This is a genomic window from Pontivivens insulae (assembly GCF_900302495.1).
In the GTDB taxonomy this organism is placed as follows: Bacteria; Pseudomonadota; Alphaproteobacteria; order Rhodobacterales; family Rhodobacteraceae; genus Pontivivens; species Pontivivens insulae.
Map to the genome: position 1 here is coordinate 145,455 of NZ_OMKW01000002.1, position 18,894 is coordinate 164,348.

At 61.6% G+C, this 18,894-nt stretch carries 21 protein-coding genes; 9 read left to right on the forward strand and 12 right to left on the reverse strand.

Annotated elements, in window-relative coordinates; genetic code table 11:
- Positions 1-31: 31 nt before the first annotated feature.
- Complete coding sequence (locus POI8812_RS06065) at positions 32-556, reverse strand: CBS domain-containing protein (protein WP_245895295.1); 525 nt, start codon at positions 554-556, stop codon at positions 32-34.
- Between the two features lie 73 nt (positions 557-629).
- Entirely contained in the window at positions 630-1,169 is a 540-nt protein-coding gene (hpt, locus tag POI8812_RS06070; RefSeq protein ID WP_108781674.1) for a hypoxanthine phosphoribosyltransferase, read from the reverse strand.
- A gap of 69 nt (positions 1,170-1,238) precedes the next feature.
- Between hpt and POI8812_RS06075 the strand changes: the two genes are divergently transcribed.
- The 5 genes from POI8812_RS06075 (at position 1,239) to POI8812_RS06100 (ending at position 6,816) form a co-directional block, all read left to right on the forward strand.
- A complete protein-coding gene (locus POI8812_RS06075; RefSeq protein ID WP_108781675.1) occupies positions 1,239-1,682 on the forward strand; it encodes a type II toxin-antitoxin system RatA family toxin in 444 nt (147 codons plus the stop codon).
- Positions 1,683-1,753: 71 nt separating this feature from the next.
- A complete protein-coding gene (locus POI8812_RS17630; RefSeq protein WP_181377190.1) occupies positions 1,754-3,214 on the forward strand; it encodes a hypothetical protein in 1,461 nt (486 codons plus the stop codon).
- A 347-nt stretch (positions 3,215-3,561) separates the two neighbouring features.
- A complete protein-coding gene (prfB, locus tag POI8812_RS06090; protein ID WP_108781677.1) occupies positions 3,562-4,686 on the forward strand; it encodes a peptide chain release factor 2 in 1,125 nt (374 codons plus the stop codon).
- Positions 4,687-4,752: 66 nt separating this feature from the next.
- On the forward strand, positions 4,753-5,532 hold the full coding sequence (locus POI8812_RS06095; RefSeq protein ID WP_108781678.1) for an SDR family oxidoreductase: 780 nt from the start codon (positions 4,753-4,755) through the stop codon (positions 5,530-5,532).
- A gap of 165 nt (positions 5,533-5,697) precedes the next feature.
- A complete protein-coding gene (locus tag POI8812_RS06100; RefSeq protein ID WP_108781679.1) occupies positions 5,698-6,816 on the forward strand; it encodes an ABC transporter ATP-binding protein in 1,119 nt (372 codons plus the stop codon).
- Between the two features lie 175 nt (positions 6,817-6,991).
- Here the strand turns inward: POI8812_RS06100 and POI8812_RS06105 are convergent, their stop codons facing one another.
- From POI8812_RS06105 to POI8812_RS06145, 9 genes are all read right to left on the reverse strand, one after another.
- Positions 6,992-7,819 (reverse strand): ATP-binding protein, encoded by an 828-nt coding sequence (locus POI8812_RS06105; RefSeq protein WP_108781680.1) that lies wholly within the window; start codon positions 7,817-7,819, stop codon positions 6,992-6,994.
- Positions 7,816-8,694 carry a twin-arginine translocase subunit TatC gene (tatC, locus tag POI8812_RS06110; RefSeq protein WP_108781681.1) on the reverse strand — a complete coding sequence of 293 codons (879 nt, stop codon included), beginning with the start codon at positions 8,692-8,694 and terminating at the stop codon, positions 7,816-7,818. The genes POI8812_RS06105 and tatC overlap by 4 nt, the downstream gene beginning before the upstream one ends.
- Positions 8,695-8,702: 8 nt before the next feature.
- Positions 8,703-9,155, reverse strand: coding sequence for a Sec-independent protein translocase protein TatB (tatB, locus tag POI8812_RS06115; protein ID WP_108781682.1), 453 nt, complete (start codon positions 9,153-9,155; stop codon positions 8,703-8,705).
- A 4-nt stretch (positions 9,156-9,159) separates the two neighbouring features.
- Positions 9,160-9,393: a twin-arginine translocase TatA/TatE family subunit gene (tatA, locus tag POI8812_RS06120; protein ID WP_108781683.1), complete on the reverse strand. Its 234-nt coding sequence runs from the start codon at positions 9,391-9,393 to the stop codon at positions 9,160-9,162.
- A 157-nt stretch (positions 9,394-9,550) separates the two neighbouring features.
- Positions 9,551-10,822: a LysM peptidoglycan-binding domain-containing M23 family metallopeptidase gene (locus POI8812_RS06125; protein ID WP_108781684.1), complete on the reverse strand. Its 1,272-nt coding sequence runs from the start codon at positions 10,820-10,822 to the stop codon at positions 9,551-9,553.
- A gap of 57 nt (positions 10,823-10,879) precedes the next feature.
- Positions 10,880-11,545 (reverse strand): protein-L-isoaspartate(D-aspartate) O-methyltransferase, encoded by a 666-nt coding sequence (locus tag POI8812_RS06130; RefSeq protein ID WP_108781685.1) that lies wholly within the window; start codon positions 11,543-11,545, stop codon positions 10,880-10,882.
- Complete coding sequence (gene surE, locus POI8812_RS06135) at positions 11,542-12,333, reverse strand: 5'/3'-nucleotidase SurE (protein ID WP_108781686.1); 792 nt, start codon at positions 12,331-12,333, stop codon at positions 11,542-11,544. The genes POI8812_RS06130 and surE overlap by 4 nt, the downstream gene beginning before the upstream one ends.
- A gap of 98 nt (positions 12,334-12,431) precedes the next feature.
- Positions 12,432-13,136, reverse strand: a complete 705-nt coding sequence (locus POI8812_RS06140) for a TspO-related membrane protein (RefSeq protein WP_108781687.1) — start codon at positions 13,134-13,136, stop codon at positions 12,432-12,434.
- Positions 13,137-13,190: 54 nt separating this feature from the next.
- Positions 13,191-13,670, reverse strand: a complete 480-nt coding sequence (locus POI8812_RS06145; RefSeq protein WP_108781688.1) for a DUF1203 domain-containing protein — start codon at positions 13,668-13,670, stop codon at positions 13,191-13,193.
- A gap of 197 nt (positions 13,671-13,867) precedes the next feature.
- On the opposite strand from POI8812_RS06145, the gene POI8812_RS06150 reads away from it, so the two are divergent.
- Complete coding sequence (locus POI8812_RS06150) at positions 13,868-14,365, forward strand: pseudoazurin (RefSeq protein ID WP_108781689.1); 498 nt, start codon at positions 13,868-13,870, stop codon at positions 14,363-14,365.
- A gap of 93 nt (positions 14,366-14,458) precedes the next feature.
- Here POI8812_RS06150 and serS read toward each other — a convergent pair whose 3' ends face one another.
- A complete protein-coding gene (serS, locus tag POI8812_RS06155; RefSeq protein ID WP_108781690.1) occupies positions 14,459-15,751 on the reverse strand; it encodes a serine--tRNA ligase in 1,293 nt (430 codons plus the stop codon).
- Positions 15,752-15,927: 176 nt separating this feature from the next.
- On the opposite strand from serS, the gene yajC reads away from it, so the two are divergent.
- The 3 genes from yajC to secF are packed head-to-tail and all read left to right on the forward strand — an operon-like array spanning position 15,928 to position 18,886.
- Complete coding sequence (yajC, locus tag POI8812_RS06160; protein WP_108781691.1) at positions 15,928-16,254, forward strand: preprotein translocase subunit YajC; 327 nt, start codon at positions 15,928-15,930, stop codon at positions 16,252-16,254.
- A 6-nt stretch (positions 16,255-16,260) separates the two neighbouring features.
- Positions 16,261-17,895, forward strand: a complete 1,635-nt coding sequence (gene secD / locus POI8812_RS06165) for a protein translocase subunit SecD (RefSeq protein WP_108781692.1) — start codon at positions 16,261-16,263, stop codon at positions 17,893-17,895.
- 7 nt (positions 17,896-17,902) lie between these two features.
- Positions 17,903-18,886, forward strand: a complete 984-nt coding sequence (secF, locus tag POI8812_RS06170) for a protein translocase subunit SecF (RefSeq protein WP_108781693.1) — start codon at positions 17,903-17,905, stop codon at positions 18,884-18,886.
- The last annotated feature ends 8 nt before the right edge of the window (positions 18,887-18,894 follow it).

Below are 18,894 nucleotides of genomic sequence, written 5' to 3' on the forward strand. Positions count from 1 at the left end.
CAGTGGGTCGCTGCGACCCGTGCGCGCAGGGCTAGCCGAGCGCGAAGATCGCCGCGATGATGAGGGAATAGAGCAGGACACCACCGCCGATCATGGCCACAAGGCGCAGGTCGAGCGTCGCGCCCGCAGCCTTAGCCGGACGGTCATAGATCAGGTCGGGCCAGGTGTAGGCCACGAAATCGCCCATAGTGAAAATGGCCATGAGGCGGCCGTCGTCATCCACGACGGGCACCCGCCGGAACCGTTCGTTCGACATGACGCGCAGCCAGTCGAGGACAAGATCGCTGTTGCGTGCGCAGCGTGGATTGCTGGTCATCACATCGGCCACGCGTGTCGTTTCTGGGTCGAGGCCCGTATGAACGACCCGGCGCATCACGTCACGCTCGGACAGGATGCCCTCAACCCGCTGTGCATCATCCACAACCACGACACAGCCGAAATTCTGCGCATTCATCGCCGCCACGGCCTGCCGCACGGTTGCGGTGGCCGAGCAGGTCAACGGCGCGGGCTTGTGACGAAGCTCCGGGCGATCACCGATCTGTTCAGTCTGCTTCAATCGCGCAATCCACTTTTCTACCCCTCAGCGACGGTAGGGCGCGGGGCAGGGTGCGGCAAGCTGTCAGCGGCATTTATTCGAAACGAACCTTGCCGATATGGGGCAGGTTGCGGTTGCGCTGGCCGTAATCGATGCCGTAGCCGACGACGAATTCATCGGGGATCTCGAACCCGGTCCAGGTCGCGCGGATATCCACTTCCCGCCGCGCGGGCTTGTCGAGCAGGGCGCAGACCTCAAGCCGTGCAGGGTCGCGTGCCGAGAGCAGGCCGATCACGTGGTGCAGGGTGAAGCCGGTATCGACGATATCCTCCACCACCAGAACGTCGCGCCCCTCAATGCCAGAGCGTAGATCCTTGAGGATGCGGACCTCTCGGCTCGACACGGTGCTGTCGCCATAGGAGGACGCCTCAATGAAATCGACCTCCACGGGCAGATCCAGTTCCCGCACCAGATCGGCGATGAAGACGAAGGAGCCGCGCAAGAGCCCCACCACGACCAGCTTGTCGGTATCGGCAAAATGGTCGGAGATGTCTCGGGCAAGCGCCTCCACCCGTGCGGCGATGGACTTGGCAGAGATCATCTCATCTATCACATAAGGGGGGTGGGCGGTCATGGAACTCTCCGTTGTCAGCGGAGCTTGTTTAAGACAGAACGCCCAGAAGGACTAGAGAGGACGCACGCGATGACGACACATTCGGAAGTGAAGCCGATGCCCTACACGGCCGATCAGATGTTCGAACTGGTGTCAGACGTGAAGCGCTATCCCGAGTTCATCCCCTGGGTCGCGGCCATGCGGATCCGGCAGGAGCGTGAGATCGAGGGCGGCAGCGTCGTGGACGCCGACACCATCGTCAGCTTCAAAGTGTTCCGCGAAAGCTTCCTGAGCCGGGTGACGCTGAAGCCCGAGGCGCGCACGATTGACGTCGAGTACCTCGACGGGCCGTTCAAATACCTGATCAACAACTGGCGGTTTGAAGAGACGGAAACGGGCTGCAACGTCCACTTCCACGTCGATTTCGAGTTCAAGAGCCGTATCTTGCAGGCCGCGATTGGCGCGGTGTTTAATGAGGCGATGCGGCGGATTGTTGGCGCTTTTGAAGCGAGGGCGCGGGCGTTGTATGGGTGAGGGGTGTGGTTGTGCACTTGTTCTGACGCGCGCGATCCTTACGCTGTGCGGAAAGCTGTGGAGCGGCGTGAATGACACCCGATGAACTCGAAGACTGGTTGCAAGACAAACCCCAGGAATTCGCCATTGCGATGGCATTTCGATCTGCGGCGCGCGTCCTGCCCGAATTGGTCCATGATAAACACGCTTGGTCAAAAAGACTGACATTACAGTCCTTTCGATGCCTCTTAATATCATCGGTCGCGGCTCTTGGATCGACCGATGATATCATACGTCACTGTGCCGACTCCGCCGCCCACTCCGTCCACTCCGCCGCCCTCTCCGCCCGCTCCGCCGCCTTCTCCGCCCACTCCGCCCGCTCCGCCGCCCTCTCCGCCGCCCACTCCGCCGCCTCCGCCTCCGCCTTCTCTGCCGACTCCGCCGACTCCGCCGACTCCGCCGACTCCGCCGACTCCGCCGACTCCGCCGCCGCCCTCTCCGCCGCCTCCGCCGCCCTCTCCGCCCGCTCCGCCGCCCTCTCCGCCGACTGCGCTGCACTTTCCTCCACAAGCGCGGAAGAAGCTGTGGCATGGCTTCTGGCGATGCCAATCTGGCCCCGGGATAGGAAGGACGTGATGGGCTGGCCGGAGGCCCGTAAAACCTTAGAAGACTGGCCTGGCTTTACCTTTTGGCTCACCTGGTATGACGTGCTGATCACCGGCACCGAGCAGGACTGGGACCTTTTGCGTCAAATCGCCCTGATCGACCCTTACATCTGGGATGCGAAGGACGGACCAGAGCAAGTCGCGCGGGAGATTGAGCGGTTGCAGCTGGAACGCTTTGAAAGCGCTATTGCTGACATTCCAGAGGTCGTTGCGGCAAAAGCTACAAGCGCGCTGAGGCCAAAGGTTCAGCAAGTTACAAAGACTGGCGTTCTGGTGAATGCGATAGAAACCGTCGAAAGGACGGCGGCGCGGTTGGCGGCAACAACCTGCAACAGCATCAACGATTTCGAAGACATTGATGAGGCCCGCAAGACTGCACTCAGCCGCACCGACAGCGCGACTGTGTGTCCGCTGCGCATCTATTCTGATTTCGAGGCGGCTGTATCACTGTGTGATCGGTTCGTGGAGGATCATTCAATTCGTCTTGCCGAGGAAGACGCCAAGAAACTCCTGCGCGCGGTTGATGATTTCAAAGCTGCCTTGGCACGAGGTATGGAAGATATCTCGGCTGATTTTCCCGAAGTTAAAAAACGAAGAGACATCCGCAACGGCTTTCGCTTGAGCGAACTCACCTCATCTGCCGTTGCGGCCTTTGCCCAGAACTGGGCCGCTATTCGGTCGAAGTTTGCGCAGGAAGCGGCTGAAGAAGGGGATCGCGCGCTTGCCCACATTCAGGATGGGTCGAAGGCGACAGAAGTTCAGAAGCGGCAAGGGATACAAGTTCTTGCTGAAAGGCTTTTTGCGTTCGGCAAGCGTGCGCATTCCGGGGCCGTATCGGGCTTTTCGACTTATGGTCTGTGGCAAGCCATTTGGCTTATTTTCGGCTAGGAAAGCGCGGCCCCAGATCGCGTCTAGGGCGTGGTTTGCGTGTTGCGCCCGGAGCGCGCCGAAGGCGCAGGGCGCGCGGCGGCCCGTCCGGGCGGGCTGGCACTTTTGCGGGCTGGGTGCCTCGATCCGAGGGAATTCGGGTTTGCGCCATAAATTGCATTGCTTGGATGGTGTGGCGGCAGCCCACGGGCCGCCGCGGGCCAGTGCTGGGGTTTGGGATATCGTGATCGCGAGGCCCCGGATCAGGTCCGGGGCGTGTTGCTCCCTAGATCAGCCAACCACCCCTTTGACCTCCCTTGCGATCCCCCTTATCTAAGGCGCTCGAACACGTACCTAGGGGTCAGGCCATGCGCGCTGAGATTGCAAATATTGTCAGTGACATCGAAAAGAGCCTCGACCTGCTCGACCAGCGGTTGGGGGAGACGGCGGCCTATCGGCTCGAAGAGCTCAACGCCATGTCCGAGGACCCGGACCTCTGGAATGATCCGGCCAAGGCGCAAAAGTTGATGCGCGAGCGGCAGACGCTGTCGGATGCGATCGACACACACAAGTCGCTCAAGCAGGAACTGGCCGACAATATCGAGCTCATCGAATTGGGGGAGATGGAGGAAGATGCGGAGGTCGTCGCCGACGCCGAAGCTTCGATCCGCGCGCTGAAAGAGACGGCTGCTGCGAAGGAGCTTGAGGCTCTGCTGGATGGCGAGGCGGACGGCAACGACACGTTCCTTGAGATCAATTCCGGTGCGGGCGGTACGGAAAGCTGTGACTGGGCCTCGATGCTCGCGCGCATGTATATCCGCTGGGCGGAAAAGCGCGGGTTCAAGGTTGAGCTGCAGTCCGAAAGCCCGGGGGAAGAGGCGGGGATCAAGTCCGCTTCCTACAAGATCAGCGGTGAGAACGCCTATGGCTGGCTGAAGTCGGAAAGCGGCGTGCACCGGCTCGTGCGCATCTCCCCCTATGACAGCGCGGCGCGACGGCACACGTCCTTCAGCTCCGTCTGGGTCTATCCGGTTGTGGATGACGATATCGAGATCGAGGTGAACCCGGCGGATATTCGCATTGACACCTATCGCTCCTCCGGCGCGGGCGGTCAGCACGTCAACACCACGGACTCCGCCGTGCGGATCACGCACAATCCGACGGGCATCGTAGTGACATCTTCCGAGAAATCTCAGCACCAGAACCGCGACATCGCGATGAAGGCGCTGAAATCGCGGCTCTACCAGATGGAGCTCGACAAACGGAACGCCGCCATCAACGAGGCGCATGAGGCCAAGGGCGATGCGGGGTGGGGCAACCAGATCCGCTCTTACGTTTTGCAGCCCTACCAGATGGTGAAGGACTTGCGCACGGGGGTTGAGACCTCTGACAGTCAAGGCGTGCTCGACGGTGATCTGGATGCGTTCATGGCCGCCACTTTGGCGCAGGGCGCTGCGGGCAAGAGCCGCGCGGAAGCAAACGCCGAAGAGTGATCCGCAAGGTCTGTTCATTTCGTTAACCCGCATTACGTAGCGGGTGAACGATAAGGGAGACCGACCATGGATCTGGGACTGCGCGGCAAGACCGCAATCGTATGTGCAAGCTCGAAAGGGCTGGGACGTGGCTGTGCAGAGGCACTGGCCGAGGCGGGTGTTGACCTTGTGCTGAACGCCCGCACCGAGGGGCCGCTTGCGGAGACTGCCGGGCAAATTGCCGAGACCTATGGCGTGAATGTCCAGCATGTTGCCTGTGACATCACGACTGAAGAGGGACGGGCAGAGGTTCTGGCCAAGCTGCCCAACCCCGACATTCTCGTCACGAATGCGGGTGGTCCACCTCCGGGCATGTGGTCGGACTGGGAGATCGCGGATTTCGAGGCGGCGCTGCACGCCAACATGCTGACCCCCATCATGCTGATGAAGGCGGTTCTGCCAGGTATGATCGACCGGGGTTGGGGCCGCGTCGTCAACATCACGTCGCAATCGGTGAAGGCGCCTATTCCGGTGCTGGGCCTCTCCAACTCTGCGCGCGCGGGTTTGACGGGCTATGTCGCGGGCACGGCGCGGCAGGTGGCGCAGCATGGCGTGAACATCAACAACCTGCTGCCAGGCATCCACGCGACAGACCGGGCGATCGCGCTCGACAGTGGCGTCGTGAAGGCGGAGGGCATCACGATGGAAGAGGCCAAGACCCGCCGCGAGGCGACGATCCCCGCACGGCGCTACGGCACCTCAGAAGAGTTCGGGGCGACCTGCGCCTTCCTGTGTTCGCAGCAGGCCGCATTCATCGTGGGTCAGAACATTTTGCATGATGGCGGCGGGGTGAACGCCACCATCTGATCGTACCTTCTCGAAAGCGCGCCGTTCTTTACACGCGGAACAGGGGGCCGGGTCATCACCCATCCGGTTCCTGTTCATGGGCAGAGACGGCGCGCAATGCTTGCGTCAGCGGGCGCGGCAGACTAGGTGAGTGTAAACCCGATTGAATTGGTAGGTTACACGTCGATGACGCCGCGCCTTGAATTGAAATCTGTCACTCGCCGTTTTGATGGCCAGCCAGTTGTGGACGGTATCGACCTGACATTGCGTGCCGGGGAGGTTGCCTGCCTGCTCGGCCCGTCAGGCTGCGGCAAGTCGACGACGTTGCGACTGGCAGCCGGCGTCGACTCCCCGGATGGGGGGGAGGTTTTGATCGACGGAGAGGTCGTGGCGGATGGCCGTCGCAATCTGCCGCCGGAACACCGCTCAATCGGCCTGATGTTTCAGGATTTTGCGCTGTTCCCGCATCTGGATGTGGCCCGAAACGTCGCCTTTGGCCTGAGCGGTGGAAAGGCCGAACAGATGGCGCGGGTGACCGAACTGCTCGGAAAAGTCGGTTTGGCCGGATACGAGGGCAAGTTCCCGCACCAGCTGTCCGGTGGTGAGCAGCAGCGGGTCGCACTTGCCCGTGCGCTGGCACCGCGCCCTGCGATCATGCTGATGGATGAGCCGTTCTCGGGCCTCGACAAGCGCCTGCGCGACGGGATCCGTGACGAGACGCTGGATATTCTGCGTGAGGAGGGGACAGCGGTTCTGCTGGTAACCCATGAGCCGGATGAAGCGATGCGCATGGCCGACAAGATTGCCCTGATGCGCAATGGCCGGATCGTACAGGTGGGCAACCCCTATAGTGTCTATACCAAGCCCGTTGACAAGGAGGCCGCGGCCTTCTTCTCCGATATCAACGTCGTGCATGGGGTTGTCGCATCAGGCTCTGCCGAAACGCCGTTCGGGCAGTTTTTGACACCGGGTCTGGTCGATGGTGCGGATGTCGAGATCATCTTCCGGCCCCAGCATCTTCGGCTTGATTTTCCCCGGAAAGGGGCGCCTGTCCGACCAACTGTCGAACATGGGGTTCCCGCCATGGGCACGGTGGCGCGGGTTCGGTTTGTCGGCAATCAGAGCATTGTCGAACTGGAGATGGAGGCGGACCAGTCCATAGTGCGGGCGATTATTCCAGGCGTGTTCATGCCGCCAGAAGGGACGCCGCTGGTTCTGTCGCTGCGCCGCGACATCTGCCATGTCTTCCCCTGTGCGGTTCAAACCCGTGTCGACGACCCTTGGCTGCATCAAGCGGCGGAATAGCGCCTTCGGCGAGGATATTTTTGCCAAGAAGAAGGGTGCGACGTCCTGAGTTCGGGCCTCAAGACGCCGACTTCTCCTTGGGCGGTCATCGGCGTCCCCGCCTGTACCGCAGCGCATGCATCGCATGCCACTGATTTCTTCTTGGTTAAAATATCCCCGCCGGAGGCAGCTTCGTTCAATCCAGCGCGACGCCCCGGCGTCCGGCGAGGTCCGTGACATATTGCCAGGCTACGCGCCCCGAACGGGCGCCCCGCGTGGCCTGCCATTCCACCGCTTCGGCGCGCAATGTCTCGTCATCAATCGAGATGCCATAGCGGTCGCAATAGCCGCGGATCATCGCGAGATAGTCGTCTTGGTCGCAGGGGTGGAAGCCAAGCCACAGGCCAAAGCGGTCGGACAGGCTGACCTTTTCTTCTACGGCTTCACCGGGATTGATGGCGGCCGAACGCTCATTTTCGATCATGTCGCGTGGCATTAAGTGCCGGCGGTTCGAGGTGGCGTAGAAGATGACGTTTTCCGGACGCCCTTCGATGCCGCCATCCAGCACGGCCTTGAGCGATTTGTAATGTGCGTCGTCATGGCTGAAGCTGAGATCGTCGCAAAAGAGGATGAAGCGACGATCAGAGCCGCGCAGCTGGTTCAGCAGTCGTGCGATGGAGGGCAGATCTTCGCGGTGGATCTCCACAAGGACCGTTCCGCTTCCGGCCTCGGCATGGGCTGCTTTGACGAGGCTGGATTTCCCCATCCCGCGCGCGCCCCATAGCAGCACGTTGTTGGCGGGATGTCCTGCTGCGAATTGAGCGGTGTTGGCGACCAATGTGTCACGGGCACGCCCAACGCCGATTAAAAGCTCCAGCGGCACACGATCAACTTTTTCCACGGGGGCGAGATGATCCGGCTCCGTGTGCCAGACATAGGCGTCCACGCTCCAATCCGGGGCAGGGGCAGGTGGCGGGCTGAGCCGTTCCAATGCTGCGGCAATGCGCTCTAGCGGGTCGCTCAATAGCCTGCCTCGGCTTCCTCGCGCGCCCGCTTGCGCTCCACACCCATCACGAGCCAGATCGAAATCTCGTAGAGCATGTAAACGACCGTAAAGAGAATGAGCTGCGTGATCACGTCTGGAGGGGTCACGAGGGCCGCAACGACGAGAATACCGACAACGGCATATTTGCGAACGGAGCGGAGACCTTCGGAGCTGACCAGACCTGCGATCCCCATAAGGGTCAAGAGCACTGGCAGCTGGAAACAGATGCCAAAGGCGAAGATGAACTTGAGGCTAAGGTCGAGCGTTTCGCGGACCGAGCCCAGGAACACGGTCGTAATCTCACTTTCTGCCGGTGCGCCCGGCAGCAGGCCTTCACCTGAAACGCCGGTCAGTGGCGCATCGAGGGCGACCTGTGGCGCGATGCCGATCAGCGTACCGATCATCGGAATGATGTCGGAGAAACTGATGAAGAAGGCCATGGCCAGCGGGGTGACGACGAAATGTGCGAAGGCAGCGCCGGCAATGAAGAGCAGAGGAGACGCTATGATGAACGGCAGGAAGGCGCCGCGCTCGTTCTTGTAAAGGCCCGGTGCAATGAAGCGCCACATTTGATGCGCAATCACCGGGAACGCCACGGCAAGACCTGTGAGCAGCGAGATCCGGAAGAGCATGAAGAACTTTTCCTGCGGAGCGGTGAAGATCAGCCGCGGCTCCTCCCCCCGTGCACGCAGAACGTCCGCGATCGGCGCGAACAGAAATTCGAGCACCGCTTCGGCAAAATAGAACGTCACGACGATGCCAATCACCAGTGCAAGCACGGATCGGATCAGGCGCGTGCGCAGTTCCTTGAGATGCTCGATGAGCGGCATCGCGCTGTCTTCGGGGGTGCTCATGGTCTGCGTCAGTCTTTTCTGTCAGGGGACGCCTCGGCCGCGGCAGGCTCTGCGCTATCCTCGAAATGAGGAACTTCTGCCTGAGCGGCGGCGCGCTGTGCCGCGGCGGCCTGTTCGGCCTGTACGGTCTCGGCCCGTTTCTGCGATGCCTCCTCAGACATCGGATCGAAATCCTCCATCACCGTCTTGGCATAGTTCCGGGCGGATTTCGTGGCCTGACCCAGCGGGTCAGTAGCCGTTTTGAGGCCGGTTTTGACGCCGTCCAGCGAAGCCTTCACTTCGGACAGTTCACTGTCGCGCGCGGCCTGGTTCATGGCGTTCTGGAACTGCCGGGCCATGCCCTTGGCCTGCCCGACATATTTTCCGACAGCGCGGAACATTTTGGGCAGGTCATTTGGGCCGACCACGATCAGCGCGACGATTCCGACGATCGCCATCTCCCAGAAGCCAATGTCGAACATGGGCTTAGCCGTTCGAGCGGTTTTCGGCGGTCTCGTTCACATCCGCGCGCACCTCATCTGCGGCGTGCGGCAGGTTTTCCTGCTTGGATTCCTCAGCACCTTCGGCCATGCCGCGCTTGAAGGACGTGATGCCTTTGCCGACATCGCCCATCAGCTGCGAGATCTTGCCGCGGCCAAAGAGTACGAGCACCACAACGGCGATGACCAGAAAGCCCATAGGGCCGATATTGTTGAGCATTTTGCCCTCCTGAAAACGCTAAGCCTGCCGGGTTGGGCCCCGATCCTATCCGTTGAGACCATATGTATTAAGTTTGGGGGGCACGTTCAAACCCCAATCGCCCGGATGTGGCGATTGGGTAGATGTTTCTGACCCCGAACAGATAGGGAAATCTGCCTTACAAGAATTGCTCGGGGTCGGTGTGCTGCATTCCGCGGCGGACCTGGAAGTGTACGGACGGGGTCGAGCAGCTGGCCGAGTCAGGCGAGGTGCAGCTGGCCACGGTGCCAAGGGATTGACCGCGCGTGACGCGATCCCCACGCGAGACCGACACATTCTCGATCCGCCCATAGATCGTGACGAGGTTGTCCGGGTGGCGCACCATGACAATCGTTCCCAACTCTCCGATAGAGCGGGAGACCGTCACGACCTCACCATCACCCGCCGCGCTGACAGGCGTTCCGACGGAGGCGCCGATGTCGATGCCCTCGTTGCGGTTCGGACCGTTGGCAGGCGTATAACCGCGTACGATGGGGCCGTTCACCGGGCGGGAAAAACGCGCGTCGCTTACCACCGTGTTGGAACCGAATTGGTCGAGTGCCGGGCTGGCCGGTGTTTCTTCAACCACTGCGATATCCTCTGGCAGCGGCTCGGCTGCCGAAGGCGGCGGTGTAATGGCTTGTGTCTGACCCGGGACGGCCGGGATTTCTGCCGCCGGGGGCGTGACATCGACGACAGTCGGGCGCGCGACCAGCGCCGCTGTCGTGGCCTGAACGCCGACAGGGATTTGCAGGGTCTGACCGGGTACGACCGTGAAGTCGGCCCCGATATTGTTCCACTCCGCGATCACCGTCACGGGCGTATTATAAAGGCGCGCAATCGAGAAGAGCGTCTCGCCGGATGTCACGGTATGGCGGATCGGTGCGGCGGCGCTGGACGTGGCGGCTGGCGGTGTCGCCGGAAGAGGTGTCGCGGTCGCGCTTGGGGCCAGCGTTCCGGTTTCGACCGGTGCCGCGCGGTCAATCGCTGCGGCGGCCAGTTCCAGACTGAACCCGGTTTCAGATGCTGCGGGCTGGCTGGTGCCGACATTGGCATAGCGGTCCGCGCGCGGCGGCAGCACGATTTCAGTGCCCGGCGCAGGCTCGAACCCGAAGGTGAACCCGTTATAGCTGGCAAGCTCTGCCGTCGGCACGCCCACACGCGCCGCAACGGTGTCGAGCGTGTCACCCTCGCGCACGATGGCTGCGCGATATCCGCCCCGATCCACAATGCCCGCCGCGTTGACAGCTGGCGTTGCTACGGCGACCGCCGGTTGCGGTGCCGCGGTCACGCCATCCGGGTTGGAGCCGCGAAACACCACGGGGGCGGAGGTGTCGCTGGTTGTCACGCAACCGCTCAGCAGGGCGGCGCTGCCCAGCAGAAGGATGCGGGATAGGGGGGAAACGGTCATCTTGAAGCACTCACCTTGCGTCTGCTCAATTGCGTATGGCCTGCCAGTCTTGTGGGTCTATCCGTCCGGTAGATCCTCTGCGATCCCTTCGAGGAGGGGCACAAAGCGGACGTCGCCCAACTCAGTATACTCCAGACCCTCCGGTGTTTTCACCACCTTTATCATTTGTTGCACCGTATCGCTTTGTCCTACGGGGATGACCATGATCCCACCGTCCCGCAATTGGTCGAGCAGGAAGGCGGGCACATCCTCGGCTGCGGCTGTGACAATGATGCGGTCGAACGGCGCCTGTTCGGGCAGCCCGGCAGTGCCGTCGCCGCTGATCACCGTCACATTGGATGCGCCGAGGTCGGCCAGGGCGGCGCGCGCCTGCCGCGCCAACGGACGATGGCGTTCAATTGTATAGACCCTGCGGGCAAGGTGGCTGAGCACACCCGCCTGATAGCCGGAGCCCGCGCCGATTTCGAGCACTTTGCACCGGTTGGTGACTTCGAGGGCCTGGGTCATCAACCCTACGACGGAGGGCTGGCTGATCGTCTGTCCGCACGAGATTGGCAGGGCGATATCCTCAAGCGCGCGCGCGCGAAACAGCCCATCCACAAAGCGGTCCCGCGGGGTCGCTTCCAGCGCGTCAAGCACTGCTTTTTCCCGCACACCTGCCTGCTGAAGCGTGAAGATGAAGGCCCAGCGCGCCTCCTCCTGTGGGATCGCAGCCTCGCTCATTTCGCGAGCACTTCGCCCAGGCCAGAGATCAGGTCGCGTGCTGTCAGATCGGCGCGCAACGGTGTTACGGTTATCTGACCTTCCGACGCTTCGCGGGCGTCTGTGCCAGGGGCACAGGTCGCGTTGCCCATCCCATGTTTGATCCAGAGGTAGCGTCGTCCGTTCGGCGCGACATGGGGTTCGAGGCCAAAGGGCGAGCCACCGCGCTCACCCTGGGCAGTTGCCTTCACGCCCTTCACGTCTGCTGCGGGCACGGGGGGGAAGTTAACGTTGTAAAAGACGCCATAGCGCCCGTCTTCCTCCCACGTTGCGCCATTGATCAGTTTTCGCAGGATATCGGGGCCGTGGACGCGGGCGGCTTCGAACGGATCAGCCTCCGCGTTGTTGCCGGGGCCGTAGTATTGCGACATTGCAACCGTACGGAACTTGTGCAGTGCCGCCTCCATCGAGCCACCAATTGTGCCGGAATAGAGCGTGTCTTCGGCCACGTTGTGGCCGCGGTTCACGCCGGACAGGACCAGATCGGGGGGTGTCTCTTTCATGATGTCGAGCAGACCGGCCATCGCGCAATCCGCAGGGGAGCCTTCGACCGCGAAGCGTCTGGGCCCCATCTGCTCCACGCGCATGGGCCGGACATAGCTGATGCAGTGACCGACGCCGGATTGCTCAAAGGCAGGCGCCACGACCCAGACCTCCCCATCGGGTCCAGCAACCTGGGCTGCGATCTCCTCAGCCACTTCCAGCCCGGGGGCGGTAATGCCATCGTCATTGGTGATGAGAATGCGCATGGGACCCCTCCTGAACCGCGTTGCAGAAGGGATAGGCGTGGTGGCTTGTAGCGTCCAGCCGCTTTGCGATTTTCAGCGCGTGGCGTGGCCTGAACGCCTCAGACGCGTCGCGAAAGCCAGAGTTGCGCCAGGAGGATCACGACGCCGATACCGCCCAGAGCCACCATGCCCCAACTCGTGCCCCAGTTTGCGACCATGATGCCGATCGTGGCCCAGATGGCGGCTGCGCCATAGCCGGGCGACCAGCCGAGCGCACGCAGCTGGGCGACAATGAAGGCGAGGGCAAGGGCGAGGATGATATAGCCCCATACGACCTCACCAAACCCGATGCCGTAGCCCGCACCCAAAAGGCCCAGCGACACCCAGCTTGCGGCACTCAGCCAGCCCGCATAGAGGCCCAGCGGCACGGATCCGATCCAGCCGGGAAGGGCGGCTGATCCACGATAAAGCGCGGCGAGGGCCGAGATCAGCATCGCCCAGATCAGGATCGTCGCCCAGATCGGAGAGGTCTCTGCCACCATCAGCCAGAACGTCCCGATCCCCAGCGACAGGATCAGCGGCCAGCGCGCGCGATCCCAGCCCTCATCATCGCGCCGGGCAATCACCCCAAACCCGGCATGGGCTATCAGCGCCAGATAGATCAAACCCCAGATCGCGAAAGCATATCCGGCGGGTTGGATGGGCGGGTTTTGCTGCGGATTGGGATAGAGCGAGGGATCAAACCCATTGAAGTCGCTCCAGAACGGCGCAGCCGCGAAGGTGATGGACGTCACAAGGACAAGAAGGGCTTTTAGCGTCTGCATTTTGTCGGTCCTCTCCCCCGGCCAACGGTGCCGGGGCGCTGTGCGAACAATGCCTCATACCGGCGAGGGTTCCCGCACGATCCGCGTGTGAAAGCAATTATTCGATGCGGAGCGAACGTCAACGAATGCAATTTCCTTGTCCTTGAAGATCTCCTGCGCAGCGGTCGGGATGGTCGGGGTCGGGACGATCCTGCCTGTCCCGTACCGGATCCGCTCGTCCGCCGTGTAGCCCTTGATCAGATAGGTTTCGGAGTTCAGGGAGGCTGGGATCGCCGTCTTTGTTCTCGGGGCCTCACAGACTTCTGCGCACAGGAAAATCGGCCCGACCTCCGCAAATGGCTGATCAGAGGTGAAGGGGCGGTAACTGATGGTCAGATAGTCCTGTCCCTGTGGGACCGGGGACAGGCAGTGGCGGCAAGGTTGGCTGATCCCGTCTGCGACCCGCCGCTCTGGTGCGTTGCCCCAGAAGTCGGGGCCACCAGCCTGAAGCGCGCGGACGGTTTCTGTCGGAAGGGAGGTGAAATGGATCGGCATCGTCGGTCTCCTTTGGTTGTGATGCCGTAATTCTGCCGGTGCGTCGGCGGGCGCGCGACCCGGATCCTGCGCTCTGCAAGTATGTCGCGCGGCAGACCGACGCGAGGGCGGTTTTCCTGTCGCAAAGGCAGTCCATCTAGCGGGCAACAACCACAACGCGCCGGTTTTCGGCGCGAGACGCGAGAGAGGAGAAGCTTATGTCTTTGAACATGAACCGCCGCACCCTGATCGGCTCCGCAACGGCACTGATGCTGGCGCGCCCGACATTTGCAGATGGACATTCAGCAGTCCACGAAGTCGCGATGCTCAACCGCGATCCCGATGATCCACGCCGTCGCATGGTATTCGGCCCGACGATCCTGGAAGTGAAGCCGGGAGATACAATTAAGTGGCTGGCAACTGACCGTGGGCACAATGCGGCCTCAACGGACGGGATGATCCCCGAAGGTGCGGAGGCCTGGAATGGCCGCATCAACGAGGAGATTGAGGTCACATTGAACGTGCCCGGTGTCTATGGCTATCACTGCACCCCGCACCAGACGCAGGGCATGGTCGGTCTGATCGTCTGCCGTGCCGAAGTTGGCGATGTGCCGGAAAATCTGGAGGCGGCGAAGGAGGTGCGCCAGCGCGGACGCGCGGCGCAGGCCTGGGAGCAGATTTGGGAAGATGCGGAGGCTATGGGCCTGCTGAGCTAGTCACGCGGACGCTGATCGTGCCTGCCTCCGGCGGGGATATTTTTCGGAAGTGAAACGGGGCGCGCCAAAGGATCGGCGCGCCCTTTGCTCGTTTCAGATCAGGTCGCCGTCAGCGCTGATCCGGGTTTTTCCGCGCAGCCACGGATGGATCGCCTCTGGCAGCAGCACGGATCCGTCGGCCTGTTGTCCGTTTTCAAGAACGGCGATCAGGCAGCGTCCGACTGCAAGGCCGGAGCCGTTGAGCGTGTGCACAAACTCTGGCTTTCCGCCGCCTTCGGGGCGGAAACGGGCATTCATGCGACGCGCCTGAAAGTCGCCGCAGACCGAGCAGGACGAAATTTCGCGATAGGTGTCCTGGCCGGGCAACCAGACCTCGATATCGTGCGTGCGCCGTGCGCCAAAGCCCATATCGCCGGTGCACAGCACCATCGTACGGTAGGCAAGGCCAAGCCGGTCGAGGATGCCTTCCGCACAAGCCGTCATCCGATCAAGCTCTGCCCGGCTGTCCTCTGGCTTTGTGACAGAGACCATCTCCACCTTTTCGAATTGGTGCTGGCGCAGCATGCCGGCGGTGTCGCGGCCTGCACTACCCGCTTCGGATCGGAAGCAGAGCGTGTGCGCAGCATAGCGGCGGGGCAGGTAGCTTTCGTCGATGATCGTGTCAGACACGATATTGGTCAGCGTCACCTCGGCTGTCGGGATCAGCCACCATCCATTGGTGGTCTGATAGCTGTCCTCGGCAAATTTTGGCAATTGGCCGGTGCCCAACATTGCCTCATCGCGCACCAAAACAGGTGTGTTCGTCTCGGCCAGCCCGTTTTGTTCGACATGCGTGTCGAGCATGAACTGGGCCAGGGCACGGTGGACGCGGGCAACGGCGCCGGACATGACGACGAACCGGCTGCCCGACAGCTTCGCAGCCGTCTCGAAATCCAGGCCGGGTTTCACGGCGGGGATGTCATAATGCTCCAACGGCTTGAAGTCGAAGCTTGGCGGGGTGCCGCGGCGATGCAGTTCGACATTGTCGGCTTCGTCCGCGCCTTCGGGCACATCCTCGTACGGGACGTTCGGGATGCCCATCAACTGTCCGTTCAGCTCTTCTTCAAGTTGCTTGGCATCGGCTTCCAACTGCGCGATTTCAGCCTTTTTCTCGGCCACGAGGGCGCGAAGGCGTTCGAACTCCGCCTCGTCGCCGCGACCCTTGGCCGCGCCAACCTCTTTCGAGGCGCGATTGCGCTCTGCCAAAGCAGCCTCGGCCTGCGTGATTGCGGCCCGGCGCTTTTCATCAATGGCCAGGAGGCCTTCGGACATGGAGGACACCCCGCGCGTCGCAAGTGCGGCGTCGAACCCGGCGGGGTTCTGGCGGATCAGCTTGATGTCATGCATGGCTATGGCCTCCATCTGAGGGATTAAGTGAGGCGGGTTATGATGGATCGACACGCGAAGGGCAATGCGAGTTGCCGGGATGCGTGCGGTCCGGCGCTTGCATCACCTTGCGCCGCCCCACACCACGCTATAGGTATCCCCGGACTTCGCAATCCTCGTGCTCTCGGAGAGACTTCATGTTCGTGACCCCAGCTTATGCTCAGGCAGCCGGAGGCGGTGCCGCAGGTGGCCTCGCATCCTTCATTCCGATCATCTTGATCTTTGCGATCATGTATTTCCTGATGATCCGTCCGCAGCAGAAGAAAATGAAAGAGCATCGCATGATGGTCGAGGCGCTGCGACGCGGTGATGAGGTTGTGACCGCCGGTGGCCTGATCGGCAAAGTGACCAAGGTCAAAGAAGATAACGAGATCGAGGTTGATCTGGGCGATGGGCAGAAAGTGCGTGTCGTGCAATCCACGATTTCCCACGTCCGTTCGAAGACCGAACCCGTCAAGGACTGATCCAACATGCGCGATTTTCCCGCCTGGAAGAAGATCCTTGTCGCCCTGGTGGCGGTTCTGGCGATCTTCTTTTCTGCCCCGAATCTCTTTTACGGACAGGTTGAGCGGGCGAATGACGCGCGGATAGCGGGGGAGGAGACGACGGAGTGGCCCGCATGGGCGCCATCCTCCCTCGTTAATCTCGGCCTTGACCTGCGCGGTGGTGCGCATCTGCTGGTCGAGGTGCAGCTGTCCGATGTTTATGCCGATCGCATGGAGAGCGTGTTTGTAGAATCGCTCACCCTGTTGCGGGAGGTGCGTGATGAGGTCGGCACCGTGCGTCAGATTGACGGCGCGGTGGGCGAGCTGGATTTGCGGATCGGCAATCCCGCTGGGATCGAGACGGCCGTGGCACAGCTGCGGACACTCGCCCAGCCGGTCCAGACGCTTACCGGTGTTGGGGCCACAGATATTGAGGTGACGGCGTCAGGTGCTGATACGATCAATGTCCGCCTCTCTGATCCTGAAAAGACAACGATCAACAATCGCATCATGGCTCAGTCGGTGGAGATTGTGCGCCGCCGGATTGATGAAAGTGGCACGCGTGAGCCGACGATCCAGCGACAGGGTGCGGATCGCATCCTGATCCAGGTGCCCGGCGTCGGATCAGCGCAGGAGGTGCTCGACCTGCTGGGCACGACGGCGAAGCTTTCTTTTCATGAGGTTATCAACGTCACCTCGAATGAGGCAACGCGCCCTGGGTCGGGCAATGTGCTCTATCCGTCGGTGGACGAGCCGGGCACCTTCTATGTGCTTGCCCGTCGGGCCATCGTGACGGGTGAGCAGCTTGTCGATGCACAGGCGGCGTTTGATCAGAACAATCGCCCCGCGGTGAACTTCCGCTTCAATGCGCAGGGTGCACGGGCGTTCGGGGATTTCACGGCCGCCAATATCGGTCAGCCTTTCGCGATTGTCCTGGATGAAGAGGTGTTGAGCGCGCCGGTTATCCAGAGCCATATTCCCGGTGGGTCCGGCATTATCACCGGCCAGTTCACGACAGAGGAAACAACGGCCCTTTCCGTTAATCTGCGCGCAGGTGCGTTGCCTGCGGAACTGGTGGTGCTCGAACAACGCTCGATCGGGCCGGAGCTGGGCGCGGACTCCATTGAAGCAGGCAAGATCGCGACGATGGTGGCCTTTGCCGGGGTCCTCGTATTTATGGCGCTCAGCTACGGCCTGTTCGGCATTTTTGCGAATGTCGCGCTGATCCTGAACATCGCGATGATCTTTGCCATACTTTCGGTCCTGGGCGCCACGTTGACGCTGCCGGGCATTGCCGGGATCGTGTTGACGGTCGGGATGGCGGTCGATGCAAACGTTCTGATCTTTGAGCGGATCAAGGAAGAGCTGAAATCAGCCAAGGGGCCGAGTCGTGCGATCACGCAAGGTTATGACAAAGCGTTCTCGGCCATTCTGGACGCCAACATCACGACGTTCCTCGCTGCTGTAATCCTGTTTGCCATCGGCTCTGGCCCGGTGCGGGGCTTTGCGGTCACGCTGGGGGTCGGGATCATGACGTCGGTCTTTGCCGCGCTTTACATCACCCGGGTTCTGATCGTGCTGTGGTTCGATGCACGTCGCCCGAAGACAATCGAGGTTTGAGGCTGCCATGCGTCTGAGACTTGTCCGCCAGTCGACGTCCTTCGATTTCCTGAAATTGGGAGTGCCTGCGCTTGGGGCCTCGGCCCTGGCCGTCATCGGCTCCATCGTGTTGTTCTTCGTGGTCGGTCTGAACTTCGGTATCGATTTCCGTGGCGGGTCAATGATCATGACCGAGACGCCCGAATATGTCGCCACCTCGGAATATCGGGAGGTGCTGGGCACGCTCGATATCGGCGATGTCACCGTCAGCGAGATTTCCGACCCAGCGGCAGAGCTGACCGGCGCTGCGGTCAACTCCGTCATGATCCGGGTTGAGCAGGTGAGCGATGAGGCCGGGGAGCAGATGGCCGTGTTGCAGGACGTTCAAGGGGCGTTGCAGACAGCATTCCCCGGATTGATCGTGCTCGCGACCGAAAGCGTGGGCGCGAAGGTGTCCGGTGAACTGGTACAGGCCGGTATCCTGGCGGTCGTGCTCGCTGTTGCGGCGGTTCTTTTCTACATCTGGCTGCGGTTCGAATGGCAGTTTTCCGTCGCTGCGGTCGCCGCGCTCGTTCATGATGTGGCGCTGACCATCGGCGTGTTCAGTTTGATCGGGCTGGAGTTCAATCTCGCCATCATCGCAGCCATCCTGACAATCGTGGGCTACTCGCTCAACGATACGGTGGTTGTGTTTGACCGGGTGCGCGAAAACCTGCGACGCTTCAAGAAGAAGCCGCTGAAAGATGTTTTGAACCTGTCGATCAACGAAACGTTGAGCCGGACGGTCATGACCTCTGTCACAACGCTGCTGGCGCTGATTTCGCTCTATGTGCTGGGCGGTGAGGTGATCCGTGGATTTACCTTTGCGATGATCTGGGGCGTGATCGTTGGAACATATTCATCGGTCTTCATCGCGTCTCCGATCCTGCTGATGCTGGATGTAAAGCGCGATTGGTCAAAGACGGGCAGCGATGGCAAGGCGGGCACTCAGTTCGCGAATATCGACGCCTGATCGGCCAT